The sequence below is a fragment of the Pseudokineococcus sp. 1T1Z-3 genome (genome assembly GCF_037482365.1).
Taxonomy (GTDB): domain Bacteria; phylum Actinomycetota; class Actinomycetes; order Actinomycetales; family Quadrisphaeraceae; genus Pseudokineococcus.
On the sequence record NZ_JBBHZF010000023.1, the window covers coordinates 102798 to 128182 of the forward strand.

26 protein-coding genes are annotated in these 25385 nt (G+C 76.7%); 17 read left to right on the plus strand and 9 right to left on the minus strand.

All coding sequences use genetic code 11. The annotated features are described in order from the left end of the window. Window positions 1-6: 6 nt before the first annotated feature. From WDV86_RS07905 to WDV86_RS07915, 3 genes are all read right to left on the minus strand, one after another. Window positions 7-213 carry a PspC domain-containing protein gene (locus WDV86_RS07905; protein WP_339567070.1) on the minus strand — a complete coding sequence of 69 codons (207 nt, stop codon included), beginning with the start codon at window positions 211-213 and terminating at the stop codon, window positions 7-9. A 160-nt stretch (window positions 214-373) separates the two neighbouring features. Then, window positions 374-823 carry a hypothetical protein gene (locus WDV86_RS07910; protein ID WP_339567071.1) on the minus strand — a complete coding sequence of 150 codons (450 nt, stop codon included), beginning with the start codon at window positions 821-823 and terminating at the stop codon, window positions 374-376. A 67-nt stretch (window positions 824-890) separates the two neighbouring features. Next, window positions 891-4514 carry a bifunctional proline dehydrogenase/L-glutamate gamma-semialdehyde dehydrogenase gene (locus WDV86_RS07915; protein WP_339567072.1) on the minus strand — a complete coding sequence of 1208 codons (3624 nt, stop codon included), beginning with the start codon at window positions 4512-4514 and terminating at the stop codon, window positions 891-893. Between the two features lie 52 nt (window positions 4515-4566). On the opposite strand from WDV86_RS07915, the gene WDV86_RS07920 reads away from it, so the two are divergent. Further along, window positions 4567-5349: a helix-turn-helix domain-containing protein gene (locus WDV86_RS07920; RefSeq protein ID WP_339567073.1), complete on the plus strand. Its 783-nt coding sequence runs from the start codon at window positions 4567-4569 to the stop codon at window positions 5347-5349. Window positions 5350-5391: 42 nt separating this feature from the next. Here WDV86_RS07920 and WDV86_RS07925 read toward each other — a convergent pair whose 3' ends face one another. The 5 genes from WDV86_RS07925 to WDV86_RS07945 all read right to left on the minus strand — a co-directional run bounded on the left by WDV86_RS07925 (window position 5392) and on the right by WDV86_RS07945 (window position 9192). Next, the gene (locus WDV86_RS07925; protein ID WP_339567074.1) at window positions 5392-6645 is read right to left on the minus strand and encodes a hypothetical protein; all 1254 of its coding nucleotides are present in this window, start codon (window positions 6643-6645) and stop codon (window positions 5392-5394) included. Window positions 6646-6848: 203 nt separating this feature from the next. Next, window positions 6849-7190 (minus strand): DUF3140 domain-containing protein, encoded by a 342-nt coding sequence (locus tag WDV86_RS07930; protein ID WP_339567075.1) that lies wholly within the window; start codon window positions 7188-7190, stop codon window positions 6849-6851. A gap of 43 nt (window positions 7191-7233) precedes the next feature. After that, complete coding sequence (locus WDV86_RS07935) at window positions 7234-7362, minus strand: hypothetical protein (protein ID WP_339567076.1); 129 nt, start codon at window positions 7360-7362, stop codon at window positions 7234-7236. Window positions 7363-7440: 78 nt separating this feature from the next. After that, window positions 7441-8544, minus strand: coding sequence for a hypothetical protein (locus tag WDV86_RS07940; RefSeq protein ID WP_339567077.1), 1104 nt, complete (start codon window positions 8542-8544; stop codon window positions 7441-7443). 60 nt (window positions 8545-8604) lie between these two features. After that, window positions 8605-9192, minus strand: a complete 588-nt coding sequence (locus WDV86_RS07945) for a hypothetical protein (RefSeq protein WP_339567078.1) — start codon at window positions 9190-9192, stop codon at window positions 8605-8607. A gap of 121 nt (window positions 9193-9313) precedes the next feature. Here WDV86_RS07945 and WDV86_RS07950 point away from each other — a divergent pair, with 121 nt between their 5' ends. The 15 genes from WDV86_RS07950 (at window position 9314) to WDV86_RS08020 (ending at window position 23756) form a co-directional block, all read left to right on the plus strand. Beyond that, window positions 9314-10195 carry a DNA/RNA non-specific endonuclease gene (locus WDV86_RS07950; RefSeq protein WP_339567079.1) on the plus strand — a complete coding sequence of 294 codons (882 nt, stop codon included), beginning with the start codon at window positions 9314-9316 and terminating at the stop codon, window positions 10193-10195. A 53-nt stretch (window positions 10196-10248) separates the two neighbouring features. Next, window positions 10249-11073: an ABC transporter ATP-binding protein gene (locus tag WDV86_RS07955; RefSeq protein ID WP_339567080.1), complete on the plus strand. Its 825-nt coding sequence runs from the start codon at window positions 10249-10251 to the stop codon at window positions 11071-11073. 74 nt (window positions 11074-11147) lie between these two features. Next, entirely contained in the window at window positions 11148-12179 is a 1032-nt protein-coding gene (locus WDV86_RS07960; RefSeq protein ID WP_339567081.1) for an iron-siderophore ABC transporter substrate-binding protein, read from the plus strand. A gap of 42 nt (window positions 12180-12221) precedes the next feature. Then, window positions 12222-14327, plus strand: a complete 2106-nt coding sequence (locus tag WDV86_RS07965) for an iron ABC transporter permease (RefSeq protein ID WP_339567082.1) — start codon at window positions 12222-12224, stop codon at window positions 14325-14327. Window positions 14328-14553: 226 nt separating this feature from the next. Beyond that, entirely contained in the window at window positions 14554-15711 is a 1158-nt protein-coding gene (locus WDV86_RS07970) for a DUF3500 domain-containing protein (protein WP_339567083.1), read from the plus strand. A gap of 1 nt (window position 15712) precedes the next feature. Next, window positions 15713-17158 (plus strand): HupE/UreJ family protein, encoded by a 1446-nt coding sequence (locus WDV86_RS07975; RefSeq protein ID WP_339567084.1) that lies wholly within the window; start codon window positions 15713-15715, stop codon window positions 17156-17158. A gap of 99 nt (window positions 17159-17257) precedes the next feature. Next, the gene (locus WDV86_RS07980; RefSeq protein ID WP_339567085.1) at window positions 17258-17671 is read left to right on the plus strand and encodes a cupin domain-containing protein; all 414 of its coding nucleotides are present in this window, start codon (window positions 17258-17260) and stop codon (window positions 17669-17671) included. A 40-nt stretch (window positions 17672-17711) separates the two neighbouring features. Continuing rightward, complete coding sequence (gene map, locus WDV86_RS07985; protein WP_339567086.1) at window positions 17712-18479, plus strand: type I methionyl aminopeptidase; 768 nt, start codon at window positions 17712-17714, stop codon at window positions 18477-18479. A 141-nt stretch (window positions 18480-18620) separates the two neighbouring features. Further along, the gene (locus tag WDV86_RS07990) at window positions 18621-19004 is read left to right on the plus strand and encodes a hypothetical protein (protein ID WP_339567087.1); all 384 of its coding nucleotides are present in this window, start codon (window positions 18621-18623) and stop codon (window positions 19002-19004) included. Then, window positions 18923-20092, plus strand: a complete 1170-nt coding sequence (locus tag WDV86_RS07995; protein ID WP_339567088.1) for an FAD:protein FMN transferase — start codon at window positions 18923-18925, stop codon at window positions 20090-20092. Before WDV86_RS07990 ends, WDV86_RS07995 begins: the two co-directional genes overlap by 82 nt. Further along, the gene (locus WDV86_RS08000; RefSeq protein WP_339567089.1) at window positions 20083-20688 is read left to right on the plus strand and encodes a ferric reductase-like transmembrane domain-containing protein; all 606 of its coding nucleotides are present in this window, start codon (window positions 20083-20085) and stop codon (window positions 20686-20688) included. Before WDV86_RS07995 ends, WDV86_RS08000 begins: the two co-directional genes overlap by 10 nt. Continuing rightward, window positions 20685-21920: an NADH-ubiquinone oxidoreductase-F iron-sulfur binding region domain-containing protein gene (locus tag WDV86_RS08005; protein ID WP_339567090.1), complete on the plus strand. Its 1236-nt coding sequence runs from the start codon at window positions 20685-20687 to the stop codon at window positions 21918-21920. The genes WDV86_RS08000 and WDV86_RS08005 overlap by 4 nt, the downstream gene beginning before the upstream one ends. Continuing rightward, window positions 21917-22243 (plus strand): ferredoxin, encoded by a 327-nt coding sequence (locus WDV86_RS08010; RefSeq protein ID WP_339567091.1) that lies wholly within the window; start codon window positions 21917-21919, stop codon window positions 22241-22243. The genes WDV86_RS08005 and WDV86_RS08010 overlap by 4 nt, the downstream gene beginning before the upstream one ends. 167 nt (window positions 22244-22410) lie before the next feature. Next, window positions 22411-23328: an NAD-dependent epimerase/dehydratase family protein gene (locus WDV86_RS08015; protein WP_339567092.1), complete on the plus strand. Its 918-nt coding sequence runs from the start codon at window positions 22411-22413 to the stop codon at window positions 23326-23328. Between the two features lie 77 nt (window positions 23329-23405). Beyond that, window positions 23406-23756, plus strand: coding sequence for a cupin domain-containing protein (locus WDV86_RS08020; protein ID WP_339567093.1), 351 nt, complete (start codon window positions 23406-23408; stop codon window positions 23754-23756). Window positions 23757-23874: 118 nt separating this feature from the next. Here the strand turns inward: WDV86_RS08020 and WDV86_RS08025 are convergent, their stop codons facing one another. Further along, a complete protein-coding gene (locus WDV86_RS08025) occupies window positions 23875-24723 on the minus strand; it encodes an Fpg/Nei family DNA glycosylase (protein WP_339567094.1) in 849 nt (282 codons plus the stop codon). 326 nt (window positions 24724-25049) lie between these two features. On the opposite strand from WDV86_RS08025, the gene WDV86_RS08030 reads away from it, so the two are divergent. After that, a complete protein-coding gene (locus WDV86_RS08030) occupies window positions 25050-25322 on the plus strand; it encodes a hypothetical protein (protein WP_339567095.1) in 273 nt (90 codons plus the stop codon). Window positions 25323-25385 lie beyond the last annotated feature (63 nt).

The following is a 25385-nucleotide window of genomic DNA, read 5'->3' on the forward strand; positions in this document are numbered from 1 at the left end:
CGGCGGCTACCTCGTCGTGGGGCGCACGTCCCGGGGCGACCCCTCGGCCGGCATGATGATCCAGAGCACGGGGTAGACGAGCAGCGACATCCCGACGGCGAGCACGAGCACGGCGAAGACCAGCCTCATGAGGGTGCGGCTGACGCCGAAGCGGTCGGCGAGGCCGGCGCAGACGCCGGCGACGATCCGGCCGGAGCGGGGGCGGACGAGCACGCGGACCTCCTGGGGGGCTGGGTGGACGCCCGTCGGGGCGCCCGGGTGGTCATGCAGCCTCCCAGCGCCGCCGGCGCGCCGCACGGTGGAGGCCCGGCCACCGGCCAGGCCAGGTCGGTCAGGCCAGGTCGGTCAGGCGGGGTCGGTCAGGCCAGGTCGGTCACGCGGGGCGCAGCTGGTCGGCGGAGAGCCAGGACTCCACGACGGTGGCGGTCTCCTCGTCCCCCAGGGCGTAGACGACGCGGGCGAGCCACCCGGCCGACGTCGGCCGCCACTGGGCGACGACACCGGCGAGCGGCTCCTCGGCGTCGTCGCCCTCCTCGGGCAGCACCCAGCAGTGCCGGTGGGTCCGGCGCAGCTCGGCGGGGCCCCCCGGGGGGTCCTCCCGCGGGTCGGCCGGGCGACCCCGCGCCGCCGGCGCGGGCGGCGGGGCCTCCTCGTCGGGCGGGGCCGGCACCTCCTGCGGCGGCGGCGCCGAGGGACCCGAGGGCACCCGCGTCCCCGCGGGGACGTGGGTGCCCGGGCGCCCGAGCAGCGCGCCGCCGGCTGCGGTGCGCGCCACCGGCTGCCCGCGCCCGGACCCGCGCCCCGCCGTCATGCCCCCTGCCACGCCGCCATGGTGCCCCGTCGCGAGCCCCGTGTCGAACGCACGTTCGACACGGGGGCGGGCGGAGAGGTCAGGCCTGGGCGGCGTCCTGGGCGGGCGACGGGCGCTGGACGTGGCCGAAGCGGTGGCGGGTGCGGCTGACGGCCTGCTCGCGGACGACGGTGAGCAGCTCGCGGCGGCCCGCGGCGAGCGCCGGGCCCGGCACGAGGCTCGTGCCGGCCTGCGCGGCCGCGACGGCGACGTCGTCCTCGAGCCCGCCGAGCACCCGCAGCCGCTCCCCGGCCCCGAGCCGGGCCCCGAGCGCCGTCGCGTCCTCGACGACGACGCGCACGCGCGGCGCCGGGTCGGCCCCGGCGGCGGCGAGCGCCCGCAGCTCCTCGGCGCCCGGCGCGACGCTGAGCTCCAGCGGCGTGCCCGCCCGGGCGGCCACGAGGCGCACGCGGGCGACGTCGCGCGGCGTCGCCCCCGGGCCGCACCGCACCCGCAGCAAGGGCAGCGGCCGGTAGCGGAAGACGTTGTCCTCCACCTCCAGCCCGGTGTGGTCGTGCTCGACGCCGACCTCCTGCGCCCACGCCAGGGCGTCCGAGGCGGCCGCCGCGCGCAGCCAGGCGGCGTCCTTGCCGGGCAGCCGGTCGGTCGTCGCGGCCAGCACGGCGGTCACCGCGGGCGAGAGCGCCTGCCCGCCCGTCGCCGGCGCCGCCCCGGTACCGGCCCACGTGCCCAGCTGGGCGACGTAGTTCGGGCCACCCGCCTTGGCGCCCGGGCCGACGGCCGAGCCGTCCCACCCGCCGAAGGACTGCCGCTGCACGATCGCGCCGGTGATGTGGCGGTTGACGTAGGCGTTGCCGACAGGCGCCAGCTCCAGCCACCGCTCGACCTCGGCGTCGTCGAGGGAGTGGATGCCGCCGGTGAGCCCGTAGCCGGTCTCGCGGGCGACCTGCGCGGCCTCCTCGAGCGACTCCACGGCCACGACGCCGAGCACGGGCCCGAAGCACTCCGTCGTCGCGAACCACGACCCGCGCCGCACGCCCTCACGGACACCGGGCGACCACAACCGCCCGCTCTCGTCGAGCTGCCGCGGCTCCACGAGCCAGCTCTCGCCCGGCTCCAGCGTCGTCAGCGCCCGCAGCAGGTCGCCGGTCGGCGGCTCGACGACCGGGCCCATGACGGTCGAGAGGTCCGTGCCCCAGCCGACGGGCAGCGAGCGGACGGCGTCGGCGAGCTGGCGGCGGAAGCGTTGCGAGCGGGCCACGGACCCCACGGCCAGCACGAGGCTGGCGGCGGAGCACTTCTGGCCGGCGTGCCCGAAGGCCGAGCGCACGAGGTCGGCCACGGCCAGGTCCACGTCCGCCGACGGCGTGACGACGAGCGCGTTCTTGCCGCTCGTCTCCGCGAGCAGCCGCAGGTCCGGTCGCCACGAGCGGAACAGCCGCGCGGTCTGCGACGCGCCCGTCAGCACGACGGCGTCGACCACCGGGTGGGTGACCAGGCGCCGCCCGGCGTCGGCCTCGTCGGTGCGCAGCAGCTGCACGAGCTTCTCGGGCGCCCCGGCCTCGGCGAGCGCCGCCCAGATCGGCTCCAGCCCCACCTCGGCGCACCGGACCACCTGCGGCGCCGGCTTGATGACCGCGGCGGCCCCCGCGGCGAGCGCGGCCAGCACCCCACCCATCGGGATCGCGACGGGGAAGTTCCACGGCGGCGTGACGACGACGACGCGGGCCGGCGTGAACACCGCCCCCTCCACACGCTCGAGGTCGTGGGCGCTCGCGGCGTAGTAGCGGGCGAAGTCGGCGGCCTCGGAGACCTCGGGGTCGGCCTCGGCGACCGTCTTGCCCGCCTCGTGCGCCATGACGGCCACGAGGTCGCCGCGCCGGGCCGCCAGCAGGTCCCCCGCCCGCTGCAGGACGGCGGCGCGCTCGGCCGCCGGCGTGCGCGACCAGGTCTGCGCCGCGGACCGGGCCTGCTCGACGGCCGCGTCCACCGCGGCGACGTCGGTGACGAGCGGCGAGCGCACCGGCCCGGGGTCGCGGGCGAGCACCTGCTGCGCCCACACCCGGTTGGCCGGCAGCGAGGGGTCGGTGTCCGGCTCGCCGGTGAACGCCGCGACCTGGTCGGGCGCGGAGCCGGTGGTCCGGCCCCCGCCGGCCTCCTCGGCGAGCCGGTCCTGCGTGCGGCGCGGGCCGGCGCCGACCTCGAAGCGGCGGCGCACCGAGTCGCGGAAGCGCTGCACCTGGTCGGCCAGCGGCGCGCCGCCGGCGGACTCGGGCGCGAAGAGGGCGTACAGGTAGTTCTGCGGCGCGGCGTTCTCCTCCAGCCGGCGCACGAGGTAGCTGACGGCGACGTCGAAGTCCTCGGGGTGGACCACCGGCGTGTACAGCACCAGGCGCCCGGCGTCGGCCTTGACCGCGCGTGCCTGCGCCGGCGCCATGCCCTGGAGCATCTCGACGTCGAGCCCGTCCTGCGCGCCGCGGGCCCGCGCGACCTCGACCGCGAGCGCGACGTCGGGCAGGTTGTGGCTCGCGACGCCGACCCGCACCCACCGCGTGCACTCGGGGGTCAGCGCGACGTCGAGGAGCCGCACGTAGCTGGCGTCGACGTCCTCCTTGGACGTGTACGGCGTCTGCGGCCAGTCGTGCAGCTGCGCGTCGACGTGCTCCATCGCGAGGTTGGCCCCCTTGACCAGGCGCACCTTGACGGGCGCCCCGCCGGCCTCGACCCGGGCCCGGGCGAAGGCCGTGACGCGCTCCAGCGCCGGCAGCGCGTCGGGCAGGTAGGCCTGCAGCACGACGCCGGCCTCCAGCTGCTCCAGCCCCGGCGTGGAGATCAGCTGCTCGAAGACGTCGATCGTCAGGTGGAGGTCCTTGTACTCCTCCATGTCGAGGTTGAGGAAGACGTGCGGGGATCGCTGCGCGGCCAGGCGGTACAGCGGCAGCAGCCGCTCCACGAGCCGGTCACGGCTGCTCTCGACGTCCCAGGGCACCAGCTGCGCGGCGACCGAGGAGGCCTTGACCGAGACGTAGTCGACGTCCTCGCGCTCGACGATGGCCCGCGTCGCGGCCAGGCGCCGGTCGGCCTCCTCGTGCCCGAGCACGGCCTCGCCGAGGAGGTTGAGGTTGAGCTGGACGCCGTCCTTGCGCGCCCTCGCGAGGTGCCGGCCGAGCGGCCGGTCGCCGGCGTCGGCGACCAGGTGGCCCACGAGCTGGCGCAGCCTGGCCCGCGCCAGCGGCATCGCCACCCGCGGCAGCAGGGGGGCCACGCGCGCGCCCGCGGCCATCATGAGGCGGTCGGGGACGGAGAGGAAGTCGGGCAGGCCACCGTCTGCTGCGGCGTCGACCATGGCGTTCAGCTCGCGCGCCGCGACGGCGTCGTCCTCGGGGCGGGCGACCTTGTCGACGAAGCGCATCGTCATGTCGACCCCGGCCGGGTCGTGGACGAGCGAGGCGAGCCGCTCGGTGGCCTTCTTCTCCGCCGCCGCCTGCGGGCCCTTGGTCGCGGCGACCCAGCGGTCGGCGCGGGCCAGCGCGGCCTCGACGCACCGCTCGAGCACGTCGTCGGCCGGCGCGGTGGGCACCGAGGCCAGCGCGGCCTGCCACGCCTCCTGCTGCTGGCGCAGGTCGCGGCGGGCGGCCGCGCGGGGCGGCGGGGCGGTCGCCGCCGCCCGGGCCGTCGTGGCGGAGGGCTCGGTGAGCGTCATGGACCCAGGATCGCGGCTGCCCCGCGATCCGTCTTGTACCTTCACCACTCCCATGACGACCCCTGCGGACCAGCGGGGGGCCGGGAGCGGCACCGGCCTCCCGGTCGGCCCCGAGACGCCCGGTGGGTGGCCCGCGCCCGCGCTGGCGAGCGCCCTGCTCGACCTCCTCGACGAGGCCGCCGACGTCTTGTTCTGCGCGAAGGACGCCGCAGGCCGCTACGTCGCCGTCAACGACGCCTTCGTGCGCCGGACCGGCCGACGCTCGCGCCGTGACGTCGTCGGGCTGCGCGCGGCAGACCTCTTCGCCCGGCCGCTCGCCGAGCGGTACGAGGAGCAGGACGCCGCGGTGCTCGCCACCGGGAGGGCGTTGCGGCACGAGCTGGAGCTCATCCGCCGCGAGGTCGGACCGCCCGGCTGGTACCTCACGACCAAGCTGCCGGTGCGTGGTGGTGACGACGTGGTGCTCGGGCTCGTGAGCATCAGCCAGGACCTGCGCACGGACGACAGCGACCCCACGCTGCTCGGGCTGACCCGTGTCGTCGAGCTCGTGCAGGCCCGGGTGGCCGACCCGCCACGGTCCGCCGAGATGGCCGCGGCGGCAGGCTGCTCCCCCGCCGTGCTCGAGCGGCGCGTCCGCAAGGTCTTCGGCCTCTCGCCCCGCCAGCTGGTCCTGCGCACCCGGATCGACCGGGCGGCCGACCTGCTCACGACGACCACGACGCCCCTGGCCGAGGTCGCCGCCGCCTGCGGCTTCTACGACCAGCCGTCCTTCACCCGCCAGTTCGCCCGCCTCGCCGGCGAGACACCGGGGCAGTTCCGCCGTCGCGGCCGGTGACGGGAGGCCGCGAGCCGTCGACGGCCTCGCCCGCGGGTCCCGTCAGCCGCCGACGGCGTCGCTGACGAGCACGAGCGCCCCCGGCACGAGCACGAAGACGCTCAGCACCCAGACCACGACGAAGACGCGGGAGCGCGCTGCCATCTCCCCGAGCCAGCTCGCGAGCCGGAGCGGCACCTCCCGCAGCAGCGGGTTGACGAAGATGAGGAGCAGCGCGAGGACGTTGTAGAGCAGGTGCACGAGCGCGGCCTGGAGCGCGAGCGTGGCCTCCGCCCCCGTGAAGGCGAAGGCGGCGATGACGGCGGTGGCGGTCGTGCCGACGTTCGCGCCGATCGTGTACGGGTACACCTGCCGCAGCGACATCTTGTCGGCCGCCGCCATGGGCACGGCCAGGCTGGTCGCGGTCGAGGACGACTGGACCATGAGGGTCAGCAGCGCCCCCGCGGCGAGCCCGGCGACGGGCCCCCGGCCCACCGAGCGGTCGAAGAGCCGCTCCGCGCGGCCGGTCATCACCGTCTTGAGCAGGCGGGCGATGAAGGTGACCGACAGGAGGATGAGCACGACGCCGACGGCGACCAGGACGATGCCCTGCGCCACCGACCCCAGCGGCGAGGTGAGGGCCGTGAGCAGGTCGTTGCCGGGCTCGGTGATGACGCTCACGACCTCGCCGATGCCGCCGAAGACGGCCGGCAGGACGCCGCCCTCCGTCCCCGACAGCGCCTCCGAGAGCGCGTCCGAGGCCCGCTGGAGGATGCCGAAGAGCAGCTCGAGCGGCAGGATCACGGCGATCGCCAGCAGGTTGAAGGCGTCGTGGACGCTGGCTGCCGAGAAGGACCGGCGGAAGTCGTCGTCACGCCGGGCGGCGCCGAAGCTCACGATGGTGTTGGTCATGGTGGTGCCGACGTTCGCGCCGATGAGGACCGGGACCGCGACGGAGATCGGCAGACCGCCGGCGACCAGGCCCACCACGATGGACGTCGTCGTCGAGGACGACTGCGTCAGGACAGTCGCCAGGATGCCGATGGCCAGTCCGACGAAGGGGTTCGTCGCGAAGGAGAACAGCTCCTCCGCCTGGCCGCCGACGGCCGCGTCGAAGCCGTCGCCGATGGCGGAGACGGCGGTGATGAGCACCCACACCAGGGCGAGCAGCGCGAGGGCCTCGGCGACGTGGAGCGAGCGCCCCGTGAGGCCCCACCGCGAGACCTCGCCGTCACCGCCGTCCCGCCGTTCGGGGGCACCCTCCCCCTGGCCCTTCCGCTGGTCCTGCTGCCGTGCGCCGTGCGTCTCCTGCGTCATCCACGAGCTCCCGTCCAGGGCGGTGGGAGGGTCCTGCGGTGCCTCGGCCCCCGTGTGCTGGCTGCACACGAGAAGTCGAGCAGCAGGGCCGCCCGGGAGCGCGGCCACTGGGTGGAGCCCCGGTGAAAGGCGCGGGACGGCACGGCGGTGGGACGACGACGCCCTGGTGACGGGGCCCAGGACGTGCTGCGCGAGAGGCGTTCCTAGGCGAGCGGGTCGTTGCCCCAGTTCATGAGACTGTAGCGCCACTTGGAGTGCTCGACGTCGTGCTTCGGCTTCTGCGCCTGGTGCCGGTGCACGTACCCGACGACCTTGTGCATGTGCGCGACGTCGTCGTCGGTGAGGTCGTCCTTCTTCGTCCGCTGGATCTCCACGATCCGCCGGCCGCTCTCGTGCCCCGTCGACTCGCCCTTGCCACCGGTGTCGCCGACGGACCTCGACTCGTCCGTCTCCAGCCACTCCTCCAGCTGCTTCGGGGTCATGTTCACGGCGTCCTGCCAGTCGTCCCACACGTCGTCCAGGCCCTCGGGCCGCTGCTTCGTCATGGCAGCACCCTGCGCCAGGCCGCGGGTCACGGCATCTCGCACCTCACCCCCCAGGTGCGTGCATGATCACCGTGACGCCGACGACGCGAAGCAGCTCCCCGAGCACGTCGGGGCCGGTCGGGCGGAAGCCGTCGAGGGCGGCGAAGAGGGGCACGGGACGCAGCACGGTCACGCGGCGAGCCTCGACTCTGCTCGGACGCGGCCCAGCCCAAGGCCCTGCCCCGCCACGGCCGACGAGGCCGGGTCCGGCTCAGGCCCCGGTCACCTCGGCGCCGCCCTCGCCCGCCACGAGCTCGCGGTACCCGCCGCGACGAGACCCCGCCGAGGACTCGCTCGTCGTCCTCACGCTCGCGCTGCTGACGCTCGGGGGGCACGTCGGCGCCGGGGCCGGCGCCGGGGCCGGGGCCGGGGCCGGGGCTGGGGCTGGGGCTGGGGCTGGGGCTGGGCTCGGTGCCGGGCACGGCGAGGTGTTACGAGTCGTGTAGCGGGGCACCGGCTCGCCGACGTAGAGCCGGCAGGGCCCGTAGTCGTAGCCGGACAGCGTCTTCCCCGTCCAGAAGGACGTCCGCCCCATGGCCCCGTCCCAGCCGAGGGAGAAGTGGACGTGGTCGGTGTGCGGGACCGGACCGGTGTAGGCCTTCCACGTGCCCGTGGTGGCGAACCAGATCTTGCGGTCCCAGATGATGTACATGACGCCGAGGCGGCGGGCGTTGCCCGCCTTCACGCCCTGCGCGTCGGGGCCGACCATCCACTGGATCAGCGTCGCGGCCCGCTGCGCCTGGGCGGGGTCGTCCGCCCGGTTCGGCCAGTCGACGGCCCGGCCGTCGTAGTGCTGGCTCTCAGAGGCCTGGCAGAGGCGGGACAAGCTCGCCCGCCCGCCGTAGGTGCGGACGAGCAGGTCACGCAGCGCCACGATGCCGGCGCGGTCCACCGGGTCGCACGCCACCTGGGCGACGTAGCGCGCGGCCGGCTCCGGCGCCCCGCTGTACGTCGACACCGGGCGGGGCGTGGGCACCACCGCCTGCAGGCGGAACTCTGAGCTCGGCCTCGGAGCGGTGGCTCCCGGGCCGGCGACGTCAGCCCCGGCGAGGCTGTCCAGGACGTCCTGGGCTGAGCCGTCGTCGTGGACGTGCTCGTCCGTCGTCGACGCCGGGTCCGTCGACGCCGGGATGGTCGACGCCGGGATGGTCGACGCCGCGGAGGCCGTGGTCCCCGGGCCGAGCGCGGACAAGCTGAGGAGGGCGGCGAGCGCCAGCGTCGTGGCGCGCCCCCGAGCCCTGCGGCGACCGGTCGACCATGAGCCGCCGGCCGAGGTGGGCGCCAAGATCAAGGTGGCGCGCGGCGTCGTGACCATGCCGTGTCCTTCGGCACACCCGGTCGGCCCCTGGAGGGCCGCCCTCATCCCATGTGCGCGTCACCCTTCCGGGCGCCCCCGGGCGGGCAGCTCCTGCTCCACCGCGGCCTGGACGCGCTCGCGCAGCCCGTCGACGCGCTCGTCGGCCTCCTCCTGGGTGAGCCCGCCCTCGGCGACCTCCTCGTCGAGGTGCCGCTCGGCCGCGGCCACGAGGGCGTCGACGAGGTCCTCCGTCGCGACGCCCTGGCCCTGCGCCACGGAGGCGAGCGTGGCGCCGTCCTCGGCCAGCGCGGCGCGCAGCTCCTCCTCCGAGAGCCCGACGACCTCCGCGGCGGTGTCGAGGTCCATGACCAGGCCACCAGGCAGCCCGCGACCACGGATCTCACCACCGGGCCCGCCGTGGCCACGGCCGGGCAGCTGCTCGGCGAGGGTCTCGGCCACCTCCTCCGCCTGCGCCTGGGTGATGGTGCCGGCGTCGACGAGCCCGGAGAGGGCGGCGGCGATCCGCTCGGCGCGCGACGTCGAGGCCTCGCCCGCCTGGTCCGCGGCCGCGGCGACCGCCGGCCCGGCGAGGGTCGCGGCACCCGCGGCGCCGCCCCCCAGCAGCAGCGCCCCCGCGACCGTCATGGTCATGAGCTTCCTGCCCACGGCTCCTCCTCTGCCCGGGCGGCGCCTCCGCCCTCTGCGAGAAGGCTGCGCGGAGCGCCTGTCGAGACGCTGTCAGCCCGACGTGGCTGACCTGGGCGCGGGCGCCTGCTTGGCTGGGGCGGTGACGCTCCCCGCCCTCGACGACGACCTCGCCGACCGGCAGGGCCTCGACCCCGACTTCCTCGGCGTCCGCGTCCCGCTGCCGCGCCCGCGCGACCCGGCCGTCGCGACCGTGCTCCTGCGCTACACGCACTTCGAGGTGCTCCTGCGGCCCGACCGGCGGCTCGCCGCCGTCACGGGCGTCGGCATCGACGGCGAGTCGTTGCGGGACCTCGACCGGGCCGGCATCTCCTGGCGGCGCGACCCGCGCGTCGCGCCCGAGGAGCAGACGGACGACGCGCTCTACGCGCGCAACGACCTCGACCGCGGCCACCTCGTCCGGCGCCGCGCCGCGGTGTGGGGCGAGGACGCGGCGACGGCGAACGTCGACACCTTCTTCTTCCCCAACTGCGCGCCGCAGGCGTCCGACTTCAACCAGGGCCGTGACCTCTGGCTGGGCCTGGAGGACCACCTGCTCGCCAACGCCGCGACCTTCGACCGGCGCCTCGTCGTCCTCACCGGCCCCGTCCTCGCCGAGGACGACCCGCTCTACCGCGGCGTCGCGGTCCCCCGCCGCTTCTTCAAGGTCGCCGCCTTCCGCGACGCCGGCGGGCTCGCCGCGACGGCGTACGTGCTCGACCAGAGCCCGCAGCTGGAGGAGGTGCTCGTCCCCGAGCCGGGGCCCGGCGAGCCCGTGGCCGGGGACGAGGCGCCGCCGGCGCTCGGGCCCTTCCGCACCTTCCAGGTGCCCGTGCCCGACGTCGCGGCGATGACGGGCCTCGACCTCGACCTGCTGGCCGCGGTCGACCGGCCGCCGCAGGCGCCGCCGCCTCCTGAGGGCGACCGGACGCCGTCCGGCTGGCTCCGCCTCGAGCGCCTGGAGCAGGTCCGCACCGCCCGGTGAGACGACCGGCACCGCCGGACCGAGCACCCGTCAAGTATGGGTAGCCTCACCTCATGACCGGGGACGGGTGGGCGCTGCGGACCGAGGACCTCCGCGTGCGCCACGGAGACGTCACGGCTGTCGACGGCGTGCACGTCCACCTCGTCCGGGGTGCCGTCACGGCGCTCGTCGGACCCAACGGCTCGGGCAAGTCCACGCTCCTGCGGGCGATGTCGCGTCTGGTCGTGCCCTCCGAGGGCCGGGTGTCCCTGCCCGACGTCCGCGACGTCACCGCGCTCGGCACCCGTGAGCTCGCCCGGCGCGTCGGCCTCCTCGCCCAGCACCGGCCGACGCCGGCCGGCATCACCGTGCGCGACGTCGTCGGCTACGGCCGGCACCCGCACCGCCGCGGCTGGCGCGGCACCGACCCCGGCGGCCCCGCGGCCGTCGACCGCGCCCTGCTGCTCACCGGGCTCGCCGACCGCCAGCACCTGCTGCTGGAGACGCTGTCCGGCGGGCAGCTGCAGCGGGCGTGGGTCGCCGCCGCGCTGGCCCAGGACACCGAGGTGCTGCTGCTCGACGAGCCCATCAACCACCTCGACCTGCGGTACCAGGTCGAGGTCCTCGAGCTCGTGCGCTCCCTCGCCGACCGCCACCACGTCGCCGTCGGCGTCGTGCTGCACGACCTCGACCACGCCGCCGAGGTCGCCGACCGCGTCGTCGTCCTCTCCCGCGGCCGCGTCGTCGCGGACGGCCCTCCGGCGCAGGCCCTCACGGGCGAGGTGCTCTCGGAGGTCTACGAGATCCCCGTCCGCGTCACCACCGACCCCGAGGACGGCGCCCTGCGGGTGCGGGCCCGTCCGCTCCTCGGCCGCACCCGCGACCTCGGCGTCGCCTGACGCCGGTCCCGACCGGCCCCGCCCACCACCACCTGCGAGGCACCACCTCGCACCACGTCAGGAAGAGCACCCCCATGCGCACGCGCCCTCCCGCCCGCCGCCTCCTGCGCGCGGGCGCCCTCGTCCCGGTCGCCCTCCTGGCCCTCGCCGCCGGGTGCGGCACGACGAGCGACCCGGTCGAGCCCGCCGAGGAGGGCGCCTCGGCGTCCTCCGGCGGGCAGGCCGTGGTCGTCCAGGACGCCGCGGGGGCGGACGTCGTCCTGCCCGACGGCCCGGCGACCGAGGTCGTCGCGCTGGAGTGGGGCCAGGCCGAGATCCTCACGAGCCTCGGGGTCGACGTCGTCGGGCTCTCCGACGTCGAGGGCTACACCAGCTGGGTCGGGGAGTCCGCCCCGCTGCGCACCGAACCCACCGACGTCGGCCTGCGGACCGAGCCGAGCGTCGAGCAGATCGCCGACCTGCAGCCCGACCTCGTCGTCGGGGTGGAGCGCTCGGTGCCCGACGGCGTCCTCGGTCAGCTGGAGCAGATCGCCCCCGTGCTGCTCGTGGGTGACGCCGACGCCTCAGACCCCCTCGGCGCGGTGACCGAGCAGGTGCAGACCATCGCGACCGCCGTCGGCGCGCAGGAGGAGGCCGACGCGCTGGTGGCGGGCATGGAGGAGCGCCTCGCCGAGAACGCCCAGACGGTCGCCGAGGCCGGCCTGGAGGGCACGCCGGTGGTCTTCACGTCCCCCTTCGCCGACGGCGCCAACGTCACCGTCCGCATGCACGGCCCGGGGTCGGCGCCGCAGGCGGTCATGACGGCGATGGGCCTCGAACCCGCGTGGACCGAGGAGGGAGACGCGGGCTACGGCCTGTCCAGCATCGACGTCGAGGGCCTCACCGCCCTGCCCGACGACACCTTCTTCCTCTGGTGGGCCAACGGCGACAGCGAGGACCCGGTGCAGTCCTACCTGGGCGACAACGCGGTGTGGACGAGCCTGCCCTTCGTCCAGGACGGGCGGGTCTCCGCCGCGGCCGAGGGCATCTGGGTCTACGGCGGGCCGGCGTCCCTGGCGGACTTCAGCGACGACGTGACGCAGGTCCTCACGACCCAGGCCGGCTGAGCCGGGCGGGACGGGCAGGTGGAGAGGTCGGGGAGGAGCCGGGTGCGCGGGGTCGAGGCGCAGGAGCGGCGCGGGACGACGGCGGCGGGGGCGCCGTCGTCCGCCCCACCTGCCCGCGGGCGCCCGACCGGCGGCACGGTCCTCGTCGGCGTCGCGGTGGGCGCCTGGCTGCTGGGCGCGGTCGCCGTCCACCTCACCCAGGGCACCGCCGACCTGTCGGTCGCCGACCTGTGGGCGGCGGCGGCGGGCGCGGACCTGCCCCAGGCCGGCGCCGTGCTGCTGGAGTCGCGCCTGCCGCGCGTCGTCGCGGCGCTGGTCGTCGGTGCGGCGCTCGGGACGTCGGGCGCGGCGATGCAGTCGGTCTCGCGCAACCCGCTCGCCTCCCCGGACACGACGGGGGTGGGCGCCGGCGCCTACCTGGCCCTCACCCTCGCCGCGGCGTCCGGGGTGGCCGGCGGGCCGTACCTCGACCTGGCGCTCGCCTCGGCCGGCGGCCTGGCCGCGGCCGCGCTCGTCATCGGGCTCTCGGGCGGGACGCTCTCGCCCGTCCGGCTCGTGCTCGCCGGCTCGGTGCTCACCCTCGGGCTGGCCTCGGTCACCTCGGCCGTGCTCCTGCTCTTCCCGTGGGAGACCCAGGGCCTGTACGCCTGGGGCGCAGGCTCGCTGTCGCAGAACGGCCTCGGCGCGACGACCGCCGTCGCCCCGGTCCTCGTGGCCGCCGGCGCGGCGGTGCTCGTGCTCGGTCGGCGGCTCGACCTGCTGCAGCTCGGGGAGGACCAGGCCAGCGCCCTCGGGGTGCCGGTGGCCAGCACCCGCCGGCTCGTCGTCGCGCTCGCCGTCGTGCTGGCGGCCTGCTCGGTCACCGTCGCCGGGCCCGTCGGCTTCGTCGGCCTCTGCGCACCCGCGCTGCTGCGACTGCTGTCGCGGCGGGTGCGGGCGCTGCGCCACCAGCGCGTCCTGCTCACCGCGAGCGCCGGCGCCGGCGTCGCCCTCGTCCTCAGCGCCGACGTGCTGCTGCGCATGCTCTTCGGCCCCGTCTCCGGCGTCACGGTCCCGACCGGCGTCCTCACGAGCGTCGTCGGCGCCGCCTTCCTCGTGCTGCTGGCCCAGCGCCTGCCGGGCAGCGGCGACGGCGAGAGCCTGGCCGGCCTGCGCGCCGGCACGTCCTGGGGACGCCGGCACCCCGGGCTGCTGCTCGTCGTCGTCACCGGCCTCGCCGTCGCCGTCGCCGTGGCGGGAGTCCTGCTCGGCGACAGCCTCGTCCTGCTGGGCGACGTCGCCCACTGGCTGCGCGGGGTGGCCGCGCCGCGCGTCGAGGTCATCCTCGGCTCGCGCGTCCCGCGCGTCGGTGCCGCCCTGCTGGCCGGGGCCTGCCTCGCGCTGGCGGGCGCCCTCGTGCAGGCGGTCACGCGCAACCCGCTCGCGGACCCGGGCATCCTCGGCGTCTCCGCGAGCGCAGGGCTCGGGGCGGTGCTCGTCATCACGACCGCGCCCGCGCGCAGCGACCTGCTGGTGCTCGCCGCCGCGGGCGTGGGTGCCGCGGTCGCGGCGGTCGTGCTCACGGTCGCGGGCCGCGGCGGGCAGCTGCGCACCGTCCTCGTGGGCATCGGGCTGGGCGCCGGGGCGGCGGCGGTGACGACCTTGCTCGTCCTGCGCACCGACCCCTGGAACCAGGTGACGGCGCTGACCTGGCTGGGCGGCTCGACCTACGGCACGACGCTCGGCCGGCTCCTCCCGATGGTCGTGGTCCTCCTCGTCGCCCTCGTGGTCTGGGCGCGCACGCACCGCGACCTCGACCTGCTGCAGCTCGACGACGTCACCCCGCGCGTCCTCGGCGTCGACGTGCCGAGGGCCCGGCTGCTGCACGTCGGCACCGCCGTCGTCCTCACCACCGTCGCGACGGCGGGCATCGGCGTCGTCGGCTTCGTCGGGCTCGTCGCGCCGCACGCCGCCCGCCTGCTCGCGGGCAAGCGGCACGCCGTCCTCGCGCCCCTGGCGGTGCTGCTCGGTGCCGTCCTCGTGGGCCTCGGCGACCTCGTGGGGCGGGTGGCCCTCGCCCCGGCCCAGCTGCCCGCCGGCCTCGTCGTCGCGCTGCTCGGCACGCCGTACTTCCTCTGGCTGCTGCGGCGGATGCGCGTGGAGTCCTAGCGCGGGGGGTCCTGGCGCGGGGGCGTCCTGGCGCGGGGTCCTGGCGCGGGGCGTCAGCCGGCCGCAGGGCCGTCGCCGGACCGGGCGACGTCGTCGTAGGAGCGCTCGCCGGAGATCTCCCCGGGGCCGTAGACGAGCCGCAGCACCGAAGGCGGGACGGTCTTCGACCTGGACCGCCCAGCAGACATGCAGGCAGTTCCCAGCCGGCGGCGGTTCGCTCCGCACCATGACCGCACGGACGGCCGGCGCGCGCCGGCACCTCTGGCCCACCGCCTCCGCCGCCGGCCTCGCCCTGGCGCTCGCCCTCGCCGGGTGCAGCGGGAGCACGAGCGACGACGACGCCGGCTCCACCTCCACCTCGACCTCGACCTCCGGCTCCTCCTCCACCGCCACGGCCGGCAGCGGTGACGTCGTCGCGCTGGCCGAGGCCTTCTCGGCCACCCTGGACGAGGACCAGCAGGAGGCCCTGGAGCAGGAGTACACCTTCGAGAACGCCGCCAACTGGTCCAACCTCCCGAACTCCCTGCTGGGCGGCGGCGGGGGCCCGGGCGGGGGCGGCGGGAGCACGAGCAGCGGGCGCGTGGGCCTGCAGACCGACTCGCTGACCGACGAGCAGTGGGCGGCCCTGGACGCGCTGCTGGACGGGGTCACGGGGTCCGCCCCGGACGAGGGCTACGACGAGGTCGTGCAGCACCTGGCCGCCGACGACTACCTCGCCGACAACGGCGGCGGCGACGCCTACGGCCGGGGCCAATTCTTCGTCGCCTTCCTCGGGACGCCGTCGGACTCGGGCACCTGGGGGCTGCAGTTCGGCGGCCACCACCTGGCCATCGCCAACACCTACGTCGACGGCCAGCTCGCCGGGGCCACGCCGTCCTTCCGGGGCATCGAGCCCTTCGAGACGGTCGAGGTGGACGGCACCACCGTCCAGCCCGAGCAGCAGGAGGCCGCGGCCTTCAACGCCCTGCTGGAGTCCCTCGACGACGACCAGCTGGCCACGGCCGAGCTCAGCTCCTCCTACAACGACCTGCTGCTGGGCCCGGGCGAGGACTGGGCCTTCCCGGAGACGGCCGAGGGCATCCCCGGCTCCGAGCTCACCGACGAGCAGCGCGACCTGCTGCTGGCGGCGGTCCAGACCTACGTCGGCGACATCGACGACGAGAACGCCGCGGCCGTCCTCGCCACCTACGAGAGCCAGCTGGACGACACCTACGTCTCCTGGGCCGGCTCGACGGCGATGACCGAGATCGGCGACTACGTCCGCGTCGACGGCCCGCAGGTGTGGATCGAGTTCTCCCAGCAGAACGGCGTCGTCCTCGACGGCGCCCACCCGCACGCCGTCTGGCGGGACAAGGTGACCGACTACGCCGGCACCACCTCCTGACGTGACCGCCGCCCCGGCCGCCCCCACGACCCGCGCGACGACCCGGCCCCGACGGCTCGGCCCGCTCCTTCGAGGTCGTCGGCTCGCCGGGGCGGCCGGCGCGCTCCTGGCCGGGGCGGTGGTCCTGCTGGCCGCCGCCCCGGCCTCGGCCCACGTCGTCCCGTCCACCACCCTCACGCTGCACGTGCAGGAGGAGCCGGCGCAGGTGGTCGCCGACGTCGTCCTGCCGGCGGCTGACCTCGTGACGGCGAGCGGCGTCGACGTGCCGACCGACGGCAGCCCGCTCTCGGCGCCGGCCGCCGCGGAGGTGGCGGACTACCTCGAGGGCCACGTGGCAGTGACCACGGGCGAGGACGCGTGGGACGTCGCCGCCTCCGACGTGGCGACGACGCAGGTCGAGCAGTGGGGCACCGGCGAGTTCGCCGCGGTGACGGCCACGCTGACCCTGACCCCCGACGACCCGGGCGACCTGCGGACCTTCGTCCTGGACTACGACGCGGTGATCCACCAGGTCGTGACCGCGGACATCTTCGTCCTGCTCGCCGCCGACACCGACACCGACACGGCCACCGGCGAAGGGTCGGCGTCCGCCCTGGGCACCATCGCCGTCGACACCGTCACGGGCGAGGTCGCCCCGCTCCCGGTGGACCTCACCGGCGCGGGCACGGGGTGGGCCGGCTTCTCCGGGATGGTGCAGCTCGGCGTCTCCCACATCGCCGAGGGCACCGACCACCAGCTCTTCCTGCTGACGCTGCTGCTGCCGGCCCCGCTCCTGGTCATCTCGGTCACCGGACGACGCCGCTGGGACGGCGTCGTGGGCACCCCTGCCGCGGTCCGGCGCATCACCGCCGTCACCCTGGCCTTCACGCTCGGCCACTCGGTGACCCTGGCCGCCGGGGCGCTGGGCCTGCCGGTGCCGCAGCAGCCGGTCGAGGCGGCCATCGCCGTCAGCATCCTCGTCGCCGCCGCGCACGCGGCCCGGCCGCTGTTCCCCGGCCGCGAGCCCCTCGTCGCGGGCCTGTTCGGCCTCGTGCACGGCCTCGCCTTCTCCAGCACCCTCACCGAGATGGACCTGCGGGGCGGCCAGCTCGTGCTGGCCCTGCTCGGCTTCAACGTGGGCATCGAGATCATGCAGCTGGCCGTCGTGCTGCTCGTGCTGCCGCCGCTCATGGTGCTGGCGCGCACGCGCGCCTACCGGCCGCTGCGGGACGCCGCGGCGGTGCTCACGGCGCTGGCCGCCACCGGCTGGCTGCTGCAGCGCGTCGGGTACGACACACCGCTCGGCGGCGCGGCAGACGCCCTCGGCCCGGCGACCCCGTGGCTCGCCGGCGCGCTCTGGGTCGCCGCGCTGCTCGTGCTGGCCCAGCGGCACCGCCGGCGCGGCGCCGCCCCGACGGCGGCCGACCGGCACGAGGCCCTGGACCGTCGGGACGCGCCCGTCCCCTGAGGTCGCGGGAGGCCTGAGGTCGCGGGAGGCCTGAGGTCGCGGGAGACCCGAGGATCTGGGCATGAGCAGCCCCTTCGTCGCCCACGTCGACGACGGCCAGTGGTACGGCTGGGACGACGAGCGCCGCGGCGTCCTGTCCTACACCTCGCCCGTCGGGGACGGCACGCCCTCGGACACGCTGACGGCGGGGCTCGTGCGGGTCCCGCCCGGGGGTGGCTCGGCCGGCACCGCCACGAGGCGACCGAGGTCTACGTCGTCACCGGCGGCGAGGGCGTCGTCCACCTCGACGGCCAGGAGGTCCCGGTCCGGGCCGGGAGCATGGTCTACCTGCCCTCGGGCTGTCTGCACGGCCTGCGCAGCACCGGTGAGGAGACGCTCACCGTCGCGTACGTCTACGCCGCCGACTCCGCCGACGACGAGCGCACGCGCTACTCCTACCCCTCGGACGCCCCCGGCACCCCCGGGCCAGCCACCGGGCCAGCCACCGGGCCAGCCGACCCCAGCGGCCGGTAGCGTCGGCGCCCGTCTCACCGTCGGCGGGCCTGGAGGGCACGTGATCGAGATCCTCAGCCCCACCGAGCTGGACCGGGCCCGCGCCAGCGGCGCCCTGGTCGCCCGCATCCTGCGCACCGTCCGTGAGCGGGTGCAGGTCGGCACCAACCTCCTGGAGGTCGACCGCTGGACGAAGGAGATGATCCTCGACGCCGGGGCGGTCTCCTGCTACGTCGACTACGCCCCCTCCTTCGGCCGGGGCCCGTTCGGCCACTACATCTGCACCTCGGTCAACGACGCCGTGCTGCACGGGCTCCCGCACGACTACCGGCTGGCCGACGGGGACCTGCTGACGCTCGACCTCGCCGTGACCCTCGACGGCATCGCCGCCGACTCGGCGGTGAGCTTCGTCGTCGGTGACGCGCGGCCCGCCGGCAGCGCGGAGCTCGTCGAGGTCACCGAGCGGGCGCTCGAGGCCGGCATCGCCGCTGCCGGGCCGGACGCGCGCCTCGGCGACCTCTCCGCCGCCATCGGCACCGTCCTGACCGGCGCCGGCTACCGCGTCAACACCCAGTTCGGCGGCCACGGCATCGGCTCGACGATGCACCAGGACCCCCACGTCGCCAACGCCGGCCGCGCCGGCCGCGGCTACCGGCTGCGCCCGGGCCTGCTGCTGTGCCTGGAGCCCTGGGTCATGGCCGACACCGACGAGCTCGTCACCGACGCCGACGGCTGGACCCTGCGCAGCGTCACCGGCTGCCGCACCGCCCACAGCGAGCACACCATCGCCATCACCGACGACGGCGTCGAGGTGCTGACGCTGCGGTAGGCGGGAGCCGCCCACCCCGCACCCCGCCCCCGGGCGACGACGCACAGGGTCGCCACAGCGTCCGCAGGGCCGCCGCTGTGCGTGCCGGCCCACGCTCGTCCCACCGGCGAGGCAGTCCCGCCGGCAGGAGGGACGGACGTCATGGGAGCAGCACCCGGACGATCACGGGGACGAGCGGCGGGCGCAGCAGGCACCGCCCTGCGCGCCCGCGGACGGCGGTGGGCGCGCAGGGCGGCCGGCGGGCTCGCCGCGGCGATGGTGGTCGGCACCGCCGGTGTCGCCGTCGTCGCCGCGACCAGCAGCACCAGCAGCACCGAGGCGAGCACCACCGGGTCGACCAGCACGGGGTCGACCAGCACAGACACCGGGAGCAGCACGAGCACCGGGACGTCGTCAGACCAGACGAGCAGCAGCACCTCCTCGGGCAGCAGCTCGGGGTCGACGTGGACGCCGGGCAGCACGTCGGTCTCCTCGGGCAGCAGCGGCAGCACCGGCGGCGCCGGCGCCAGCTCGGGCGGCTCGTGATGGCCCCGCTGGTGGAGCGGCTGCCCGTCACGGCGGCCGTGCGGCAGTGGTCGGCGTGGTCGACCACCGCCCGCGTGGTGCTGCGCGAGGAGGACGCCCGCGACGACCCCGCCGCACCCGACCGGGCCGCCCGGCTCGTCGCCGACCGGCTCGCGGCCGTCGACGCGGCCTGCAGCCGCTTCCGCCCCGACAGCGAGCTGGCCCGCGCCGAGGAGGCCGGCGGCGCGGTGGAGGTCACCCCGCTGCTGGCCGACCTCGTCGCCACCGCGCTGACGGCGGCCGCCCGCACGGACGGCGACGTCGACCCGACCCTCGCCGCGGCCCTGGACGCCCTCGGCTACGACCGGGACTGGGCCGAGCTCGGCACGAGCGCCGGCGTCCCCGTGCGCGTCCCACGCCCTCGGCCACGCCCGGCCAGCGGCTGGGGCGACGTCGAGCTGGACGGCCGTGTGCTGAGGGTGCCGGCGGGGCTGCGCCTGGACCTGGGCGCCACCGCGAAGGAGCGCGCCGCCGACCTCGCGGCCGCCGACGTGGCCGAGCGCCTCGGCGTCGGCGTCCTGGTGGCCCTCGGCGGCGACATCGCCACCGCGGGCCCGGCGCCGCACGGCGGCTGGAAGGTCCGGGTGCAGGACGACGGGCCGGAGGGCCCCGGGCCGGCCACGACCGTCCGGCTGGCCGCGGGTGGCGCGCTGGCCACCTCCTCCACGCGCTCGCGCACGTGGACGACCGGTACCCGTCGCGCCCACCACCTGCTGGACCCGCGCAGCGGGCTGCCGGTGCAGGCCGTGTGGGCGACGGCGTCCGTCGCCGCCGCGAGCTGCGTCGAGGCGGGCACCGCCAGCACCGCGGCGCTCGTCCGCGGGCACGCCGGCGCCGCCTGGCTCGCCGCGCTGGGCCTGCCCGCGCGGCTCGTCACCGACGGCGGGCGCGTCGAGCTGGTCGGCACCTGGCCGGCCGAGCACGACGACGACCCCGCCCTCTCCCGGCCGGCGACCACCGGGCCTGCGACCGCCGACCTGGCGACCACCGGGCCGGCGACCACGAGACCGGGCCCGGCCGCATCCGCAGGAGGGACGCCGTGGAGCTGATCGCCACCTCGCCGCTGTGGGTCCTGGCCCGCGCCACGGGCGTCGTCCTGCTCGTGCTGCTCACCCTCGTGCTGGCCTCCGGCATCGCCACCAGCGCCGGCCTGCGCCTGGCCGGGGTGCCACGGTTCGCCGTCCAGCTGCTGCACCGCGACGCCGCCCTGCTGGCGCTGGTGCTGCTCGTCGTGCACGTGGTGAGCGTCGTCGCCGACGGCTACGTCGACGTCAGCCCGCTGGCCGCGGTCGTGCCCTTCGTCTCCGCCTACGCGCCGCTGTGGGTGGGGCTGGGCGCGCTGGCGGTGGACGTCATGGTCGCGGTGGTCGTCACCTCGCTGCTGCGGGCGCACCTGCGCCTGCGCACCTGGCGGGCGGTGCACCTGGCCGCCTACGCCTGCTGGCCGCTCGCCGTCGCGCACGGCGTCGGCGTCGGCGTCGGCACCGACGGCACGAGCGCCTGGATGCTCGCCGTCACCGCGGCCTGCGCGCTGCTCCTCGTGGCCGCCCTCGCCGTCCGCGCCACCACCCGCTCCGCCCGTCGTGCCGAGGCCGACCGCACCGCCCCCCGCCGCTCCCTCACCCCCGCAGGAGCCCCCCGATGAGCCTGCTCACCCCCCTCCCGGTCGCTGGTGCCGCACCCCCGCCGGCTGCGCCCGGACGTGCCGTGCGCCCGCTGCTGCTCGGCGCGCCGGCGCCCCGGCTGGCCGACCGCCTCGGTCTCCTCGGGCCCGTGCCGGCGGCGACCGCGGACGACGTCCTGGACCTCGTCCGCGCCGCGGGTCTGCGCGGCCGCGGCGGCGCCTGGCGGCCGACCGCGGTGAAGATGGACGCCGTCCGCGAGCGCGCACGGCGCACCGGCCGCGCGCCCCTCGTCGCCGCCAACGCCGCCGAGGGCGAGCCCCTGAGCCGCAAGGACGCCGCGCTGGCGACCGCCCGGCCCCACCTCGTGCTCGACGGGCTGCAGCTGGCGGCCCGGGCGGTCGGCGCGCGCGAGGCGCTCGTGCACGCCCACCCCGGCCTGGGGCTCGACGCCCTGGCCGCCGCGGCCAGCGAGCGCGCCGACCTCGACCCGGTGCCCGTGCGGCTCGTCGTCGTCGAGCGGGCCTACGTCGCCGGCCAGGAGAGCGCGGTCGCCCGGGCCGCCGAGGGCGGGCCGGCGCTGCCCCGGCCGCGGCCCCGCAGCGGGGGGCCGGTGGAGGTGGCGGGCGCCCCGGCGCTCGTGCTCAACGCCGAGACCCTGGCCCGGCTGGCCCTCGCCGCGCGCGGCCTGCCCACCCCCGGCCCGCTGGTGAGCGTCAGCGCGCCGGACCTCGAGGCCCGTGCGCTGGAGCTGCCCCCGGGCGCCCGGGTCGTCGACGCGCTGGCCGCCGCGCACCCGACGCTGCCTGCGCGCACCCACGCCGTCCTCGTGGGCGGCTACGCCGGCACCTGGCTCCCCCTGGCGGCCTGCCGCGGGCGTGCGCTGACGCCGGAGGGGCTGGCGCCCGTCGGCGCCACCCCCGGGGCGGGCGTGCTGCTGGCGGCGACCACGGGCACGTGCGTGCTGAGGACGACGGCCGTGGTCGCGCGCTACCTGGCGGACTCCTCCGCGCGCCAGTGCGGGCCGTGCTGGCGTGGGCTGCCGCACCTGGCGGCCCTGGTGGAGGCTCTCGCCGCCGGCACCGCCGACGCGCAGGGGCTGGCACGGCTGCAAGAGGCCGTCGGCCTGGTCGTCGGCCGGGGCGCGTGCGCGCACCCCGACGGTGCCGCCGGGACCGTCGCGAGCGCCCTGGCGGCCGTGCCGGGCGACGTCGCCGCCCACCTCGCCGGCCGCTGCGAGCAGGTGGCGGCATGAGCGCGCGTCCCGACGCCGCGAGCCCCGCGGCGTCCCTGCACGTGGACTGGACGGCGTGCGACGGCCGCGGCCTGTGCGCCGAGCTGCTGCCCGAGGTGCTGGCGGCCGACCCGTGGGGCTACCCCGTGGCCGCTGGCCCTCACCCGGAGTCCGGCGGCGAGCCTGGCGTCGGCGGCGCGCCCGGCGTCGGCCCGGCGCCCTGGCCTCGGCGCGAGGGCGTCGCGGTGCCCGCCGCCGCGCTGCCCGACGCCCGCCGCGCCGTCCGCATGTGCCCGCGCCTGGCGCTGCGGCTGGAGGGGGCCGGCGGGGACCGCCGAGCCTGAGGAAGTGGTCGAGTCTGACGAAAGGCGGGTCCGGCGCGGCCGGAAGCGTCCGTACGTCGGACTCGGGGCGCCGCGAGCTCGCCCCCGCGGTCCGGCGGTCGGCGCTCGTCCGCCGTGCCGCGGTCTCGGACGTGCGACGACGACGGCGCGCGGGTTGGCTGGAGTCCATGCGCATCTTCCTCACCGGCGGCAGCGGCAAGGCCGGTCACCACGTCGCCCCCTACCTCGCCTCGCAGGGCCACCAGGTCGTCAACGCGGACCTGACGCCGCTGCGCCACCCCGACGTCGTCGACCTGCGGGTGGACCTGACCGACGCAGGCCAGACGTACTCGGCGCTGGCCGGCGTGCCCACCCACGCCGACTTCGACGACGCCGGCCTGGACCTGACGCACGGCTCCGCCTACGACGCCGTCGTCCACCTCGCCGCGGTCCCCGCCCCGCTGCTGGCGGCCGACTCCGTGACCTTCGAGACCAACATCCTGGCGCACTACCACGTGCTGGAGGCCGCGACCCGGCTCGGCGTCCGCAAGGTCGTCTTCGCCTCCTCGGAGACGACGTACGGCATCTGCTTCGGCCAGGGCGACCGCAAGCCGCTGTACGTGCCCGTCGACGAGGAGCACCCGGTCGTGCCGGAGGACTCCTACGCGATGTCGAAGGTCGCCGGCGAGGTCGTCGCCCGGTCCTTCCACGCCCGCACGGGCGCCGACGTCTACGGGCTGCGCATCAACAACGTCATCGAGCCGCACGAGTACGAGGAGCTCTTCCCGGCCTTCCTCGAGAACCCGTCGCTGCGGCGGCGCAACCTGTTCGCCTACATCGACACCCGCGACCTGGGCCAGATGGTGCTGAAGTGCCTGGAGACCGACGGGCTCGGCTTCGAGATGTTCAACGTGGCCAATGCCGACATGTCGGTGGCCGCGACGACGTCGGAGATCATCGAGCGGTTCTACGACGGCGTCCACGTCCGCCGAGAGATGGGCCGCGACGAGACCTTCTACTCGGTCGAGAAGGCCCGCCGGATGCTCGGCTACGAGCCGCAGCACTCCTGGCGAGACGTGCTGGCCGACCCGCGCGCAGGGTCCTGAGCGTCGGGAGGGGGTGGCCCGCAGGTCTGAGCCTGCTCGACGGGCCCGCGGCCACCTCCCGCCGTAGCGTCGTCGGCATGGGTGACACGACGGTCGTCAAGGTCGACAGCGCGCACTCCCCGCGGGGGGCGATGGGCCAGGTCCACCTCGCCAGCGGGGCGAGCACGAGCATGCGGATGTGGCAGGAGCAGCCACCCGGCGACCCGCAGCCCGAGGTGGCCCGCGACTACGAGACGGTGGGGTACGTCATCGCCGGGCGCGCCGAGCTGCGCACCGAGGGCCAGGTCGTCGTCCTCACCGCCGGCGACTCGTGGGTCGTCCCGCGGGGGGCCGCGCACTCCTACGTGATCCTCGAGCCCTTCACCGCCGTCGAGGCCACGCACCCGCCGGCGCAGGTCCACGACCGCGACGAGCCGGCCGCCGGCTGACCCGTGTCTGGCGCGGCGCGCCGTCTCGCCGACGACGAGACCCTGGATCGTCCGTCAGCCCGGAGGGCGACGACGTCGCCGTAGCAGGCAGCTCGCGCGACGCGACGCGCCGTCAGGGTCAGCCCTGCTGCTCCGCCGTGCACCACCACGTCGTCCGACCGCCGACCTGGCCGGTGGCCATGGCGGCGCCGCAGCGAGGGCACCGCCGGCCCTTCTTCCGTGAGCCGATCACCTCGCCGGTGTGCACGCCGCCGTGGCGGACGGCGGCCCGGGTCGCCGCGCGCAGCACCCGGTGCAGGTCGGTCAGCTCGTCGGCCGACAGGTCGCCGGCGGGGCGACGGGGGTCCTGGCGTGCCTGCCAGAGGGTCTCGTCGGCAAGCAGGTTGCCGACGCCGGCGAGCACCGACTGGTCGAGCAGGCGGGCCTTGAGCGGCGCCGTCCCGCGCCCGACCCGGGCCCGGAAGTCCGCGACGCCGATCTCCGCCGCGTCCGGCCCGAGGTCCTCGAGGGAAGGGTCGAGGCGCACCCGGCCGAGCCGCCGCTTGTCGAACAGCCGCAGGCTGCCGCCGTCGTCGAAGGTGAGGGTGAAGCGGTACCACTCGGGCTTGGCCACCGAGGCGTCGGTGCCGTCGGCGCCGCGCACCGGGTCGCCCCCGTGCACGGTCTCCTCGTCGGCGGTCCGCACGATGATGCGACCGCTCATGCCGAGGTGGACGCCCAGCTGCGGTCCTCCCGCCTCGCCGCTGCTGTCGCCGTCCCCGTCGAGAGCGCTGGTGTCGCACCACATCGTCTTGCCGCGGCGGTGCGCGGCGGTCAGCTGCCGGCCCAGCAGCGCGGCGCGGACCTGCCCCGGTGCGTGCGGGCGGCAGACCCACTCGTCGGCGTCGTCGACGTCGACGATCGTCCGGCCCAGCGCCGCCCGCTCGATGGTGGAGCGGGCCAGCTCGACCTCCGGCAGCTCGGGCACGAGGGCAGGCTAGGCGGAGTCGGCGGCACGACCCGTCGGAGTCGGGCTCGACGAGCCGACCGGGGGCAGACACCGCTCCTCGGGGCAGCACCTCCCGCCCCACTGACCGCGCCGGATACCGTGCCGGGCGGAGGGACGAGCGGAGGCCTGATGAGGACGACCGAGGCGACGACGGAGGAGGGCTCTCCCCCCATGCCGCGGCGCTGGCCCCGACGTGTCGCCGTGGCGGGCGCAACGAGGGGCCGCTGCCCGTCCGGCTGACGGACGCCGTCCCGAGGCTCGCGACGCAGGAGCCCGTCCGCGTCCTCGGCGACGTCGACCTCACGGTGCCGGTCGACGTGTCGCAGGCCGCGTGGCGGCCGCTGGGTGAGGGCGTCGTCGTCGAGCCCGGCACGTCGATGCCCCTGCGGATGGTCGGCCGCACCGGGACCGCCTGCGGCAGCGACGCAAAGCCGGTCGACGAGGGCGGGAGCGTGGGCACGGACCGCTTCGTGGACCTGAGCTGGACCGTCCTCGGGCTGCCCCGCGAGGCCAGCCCGGCGGCGCCCTGGAGCGTGCTCTTCGAGGGACCGCTCGGCTGCCCTGCGCCGGTCTCCTGACCCCCGCAGCCCGACCGGGCCCCAGCAGGGTCCCGGCAACGCCTATCGTCAGGACGTGCTCGA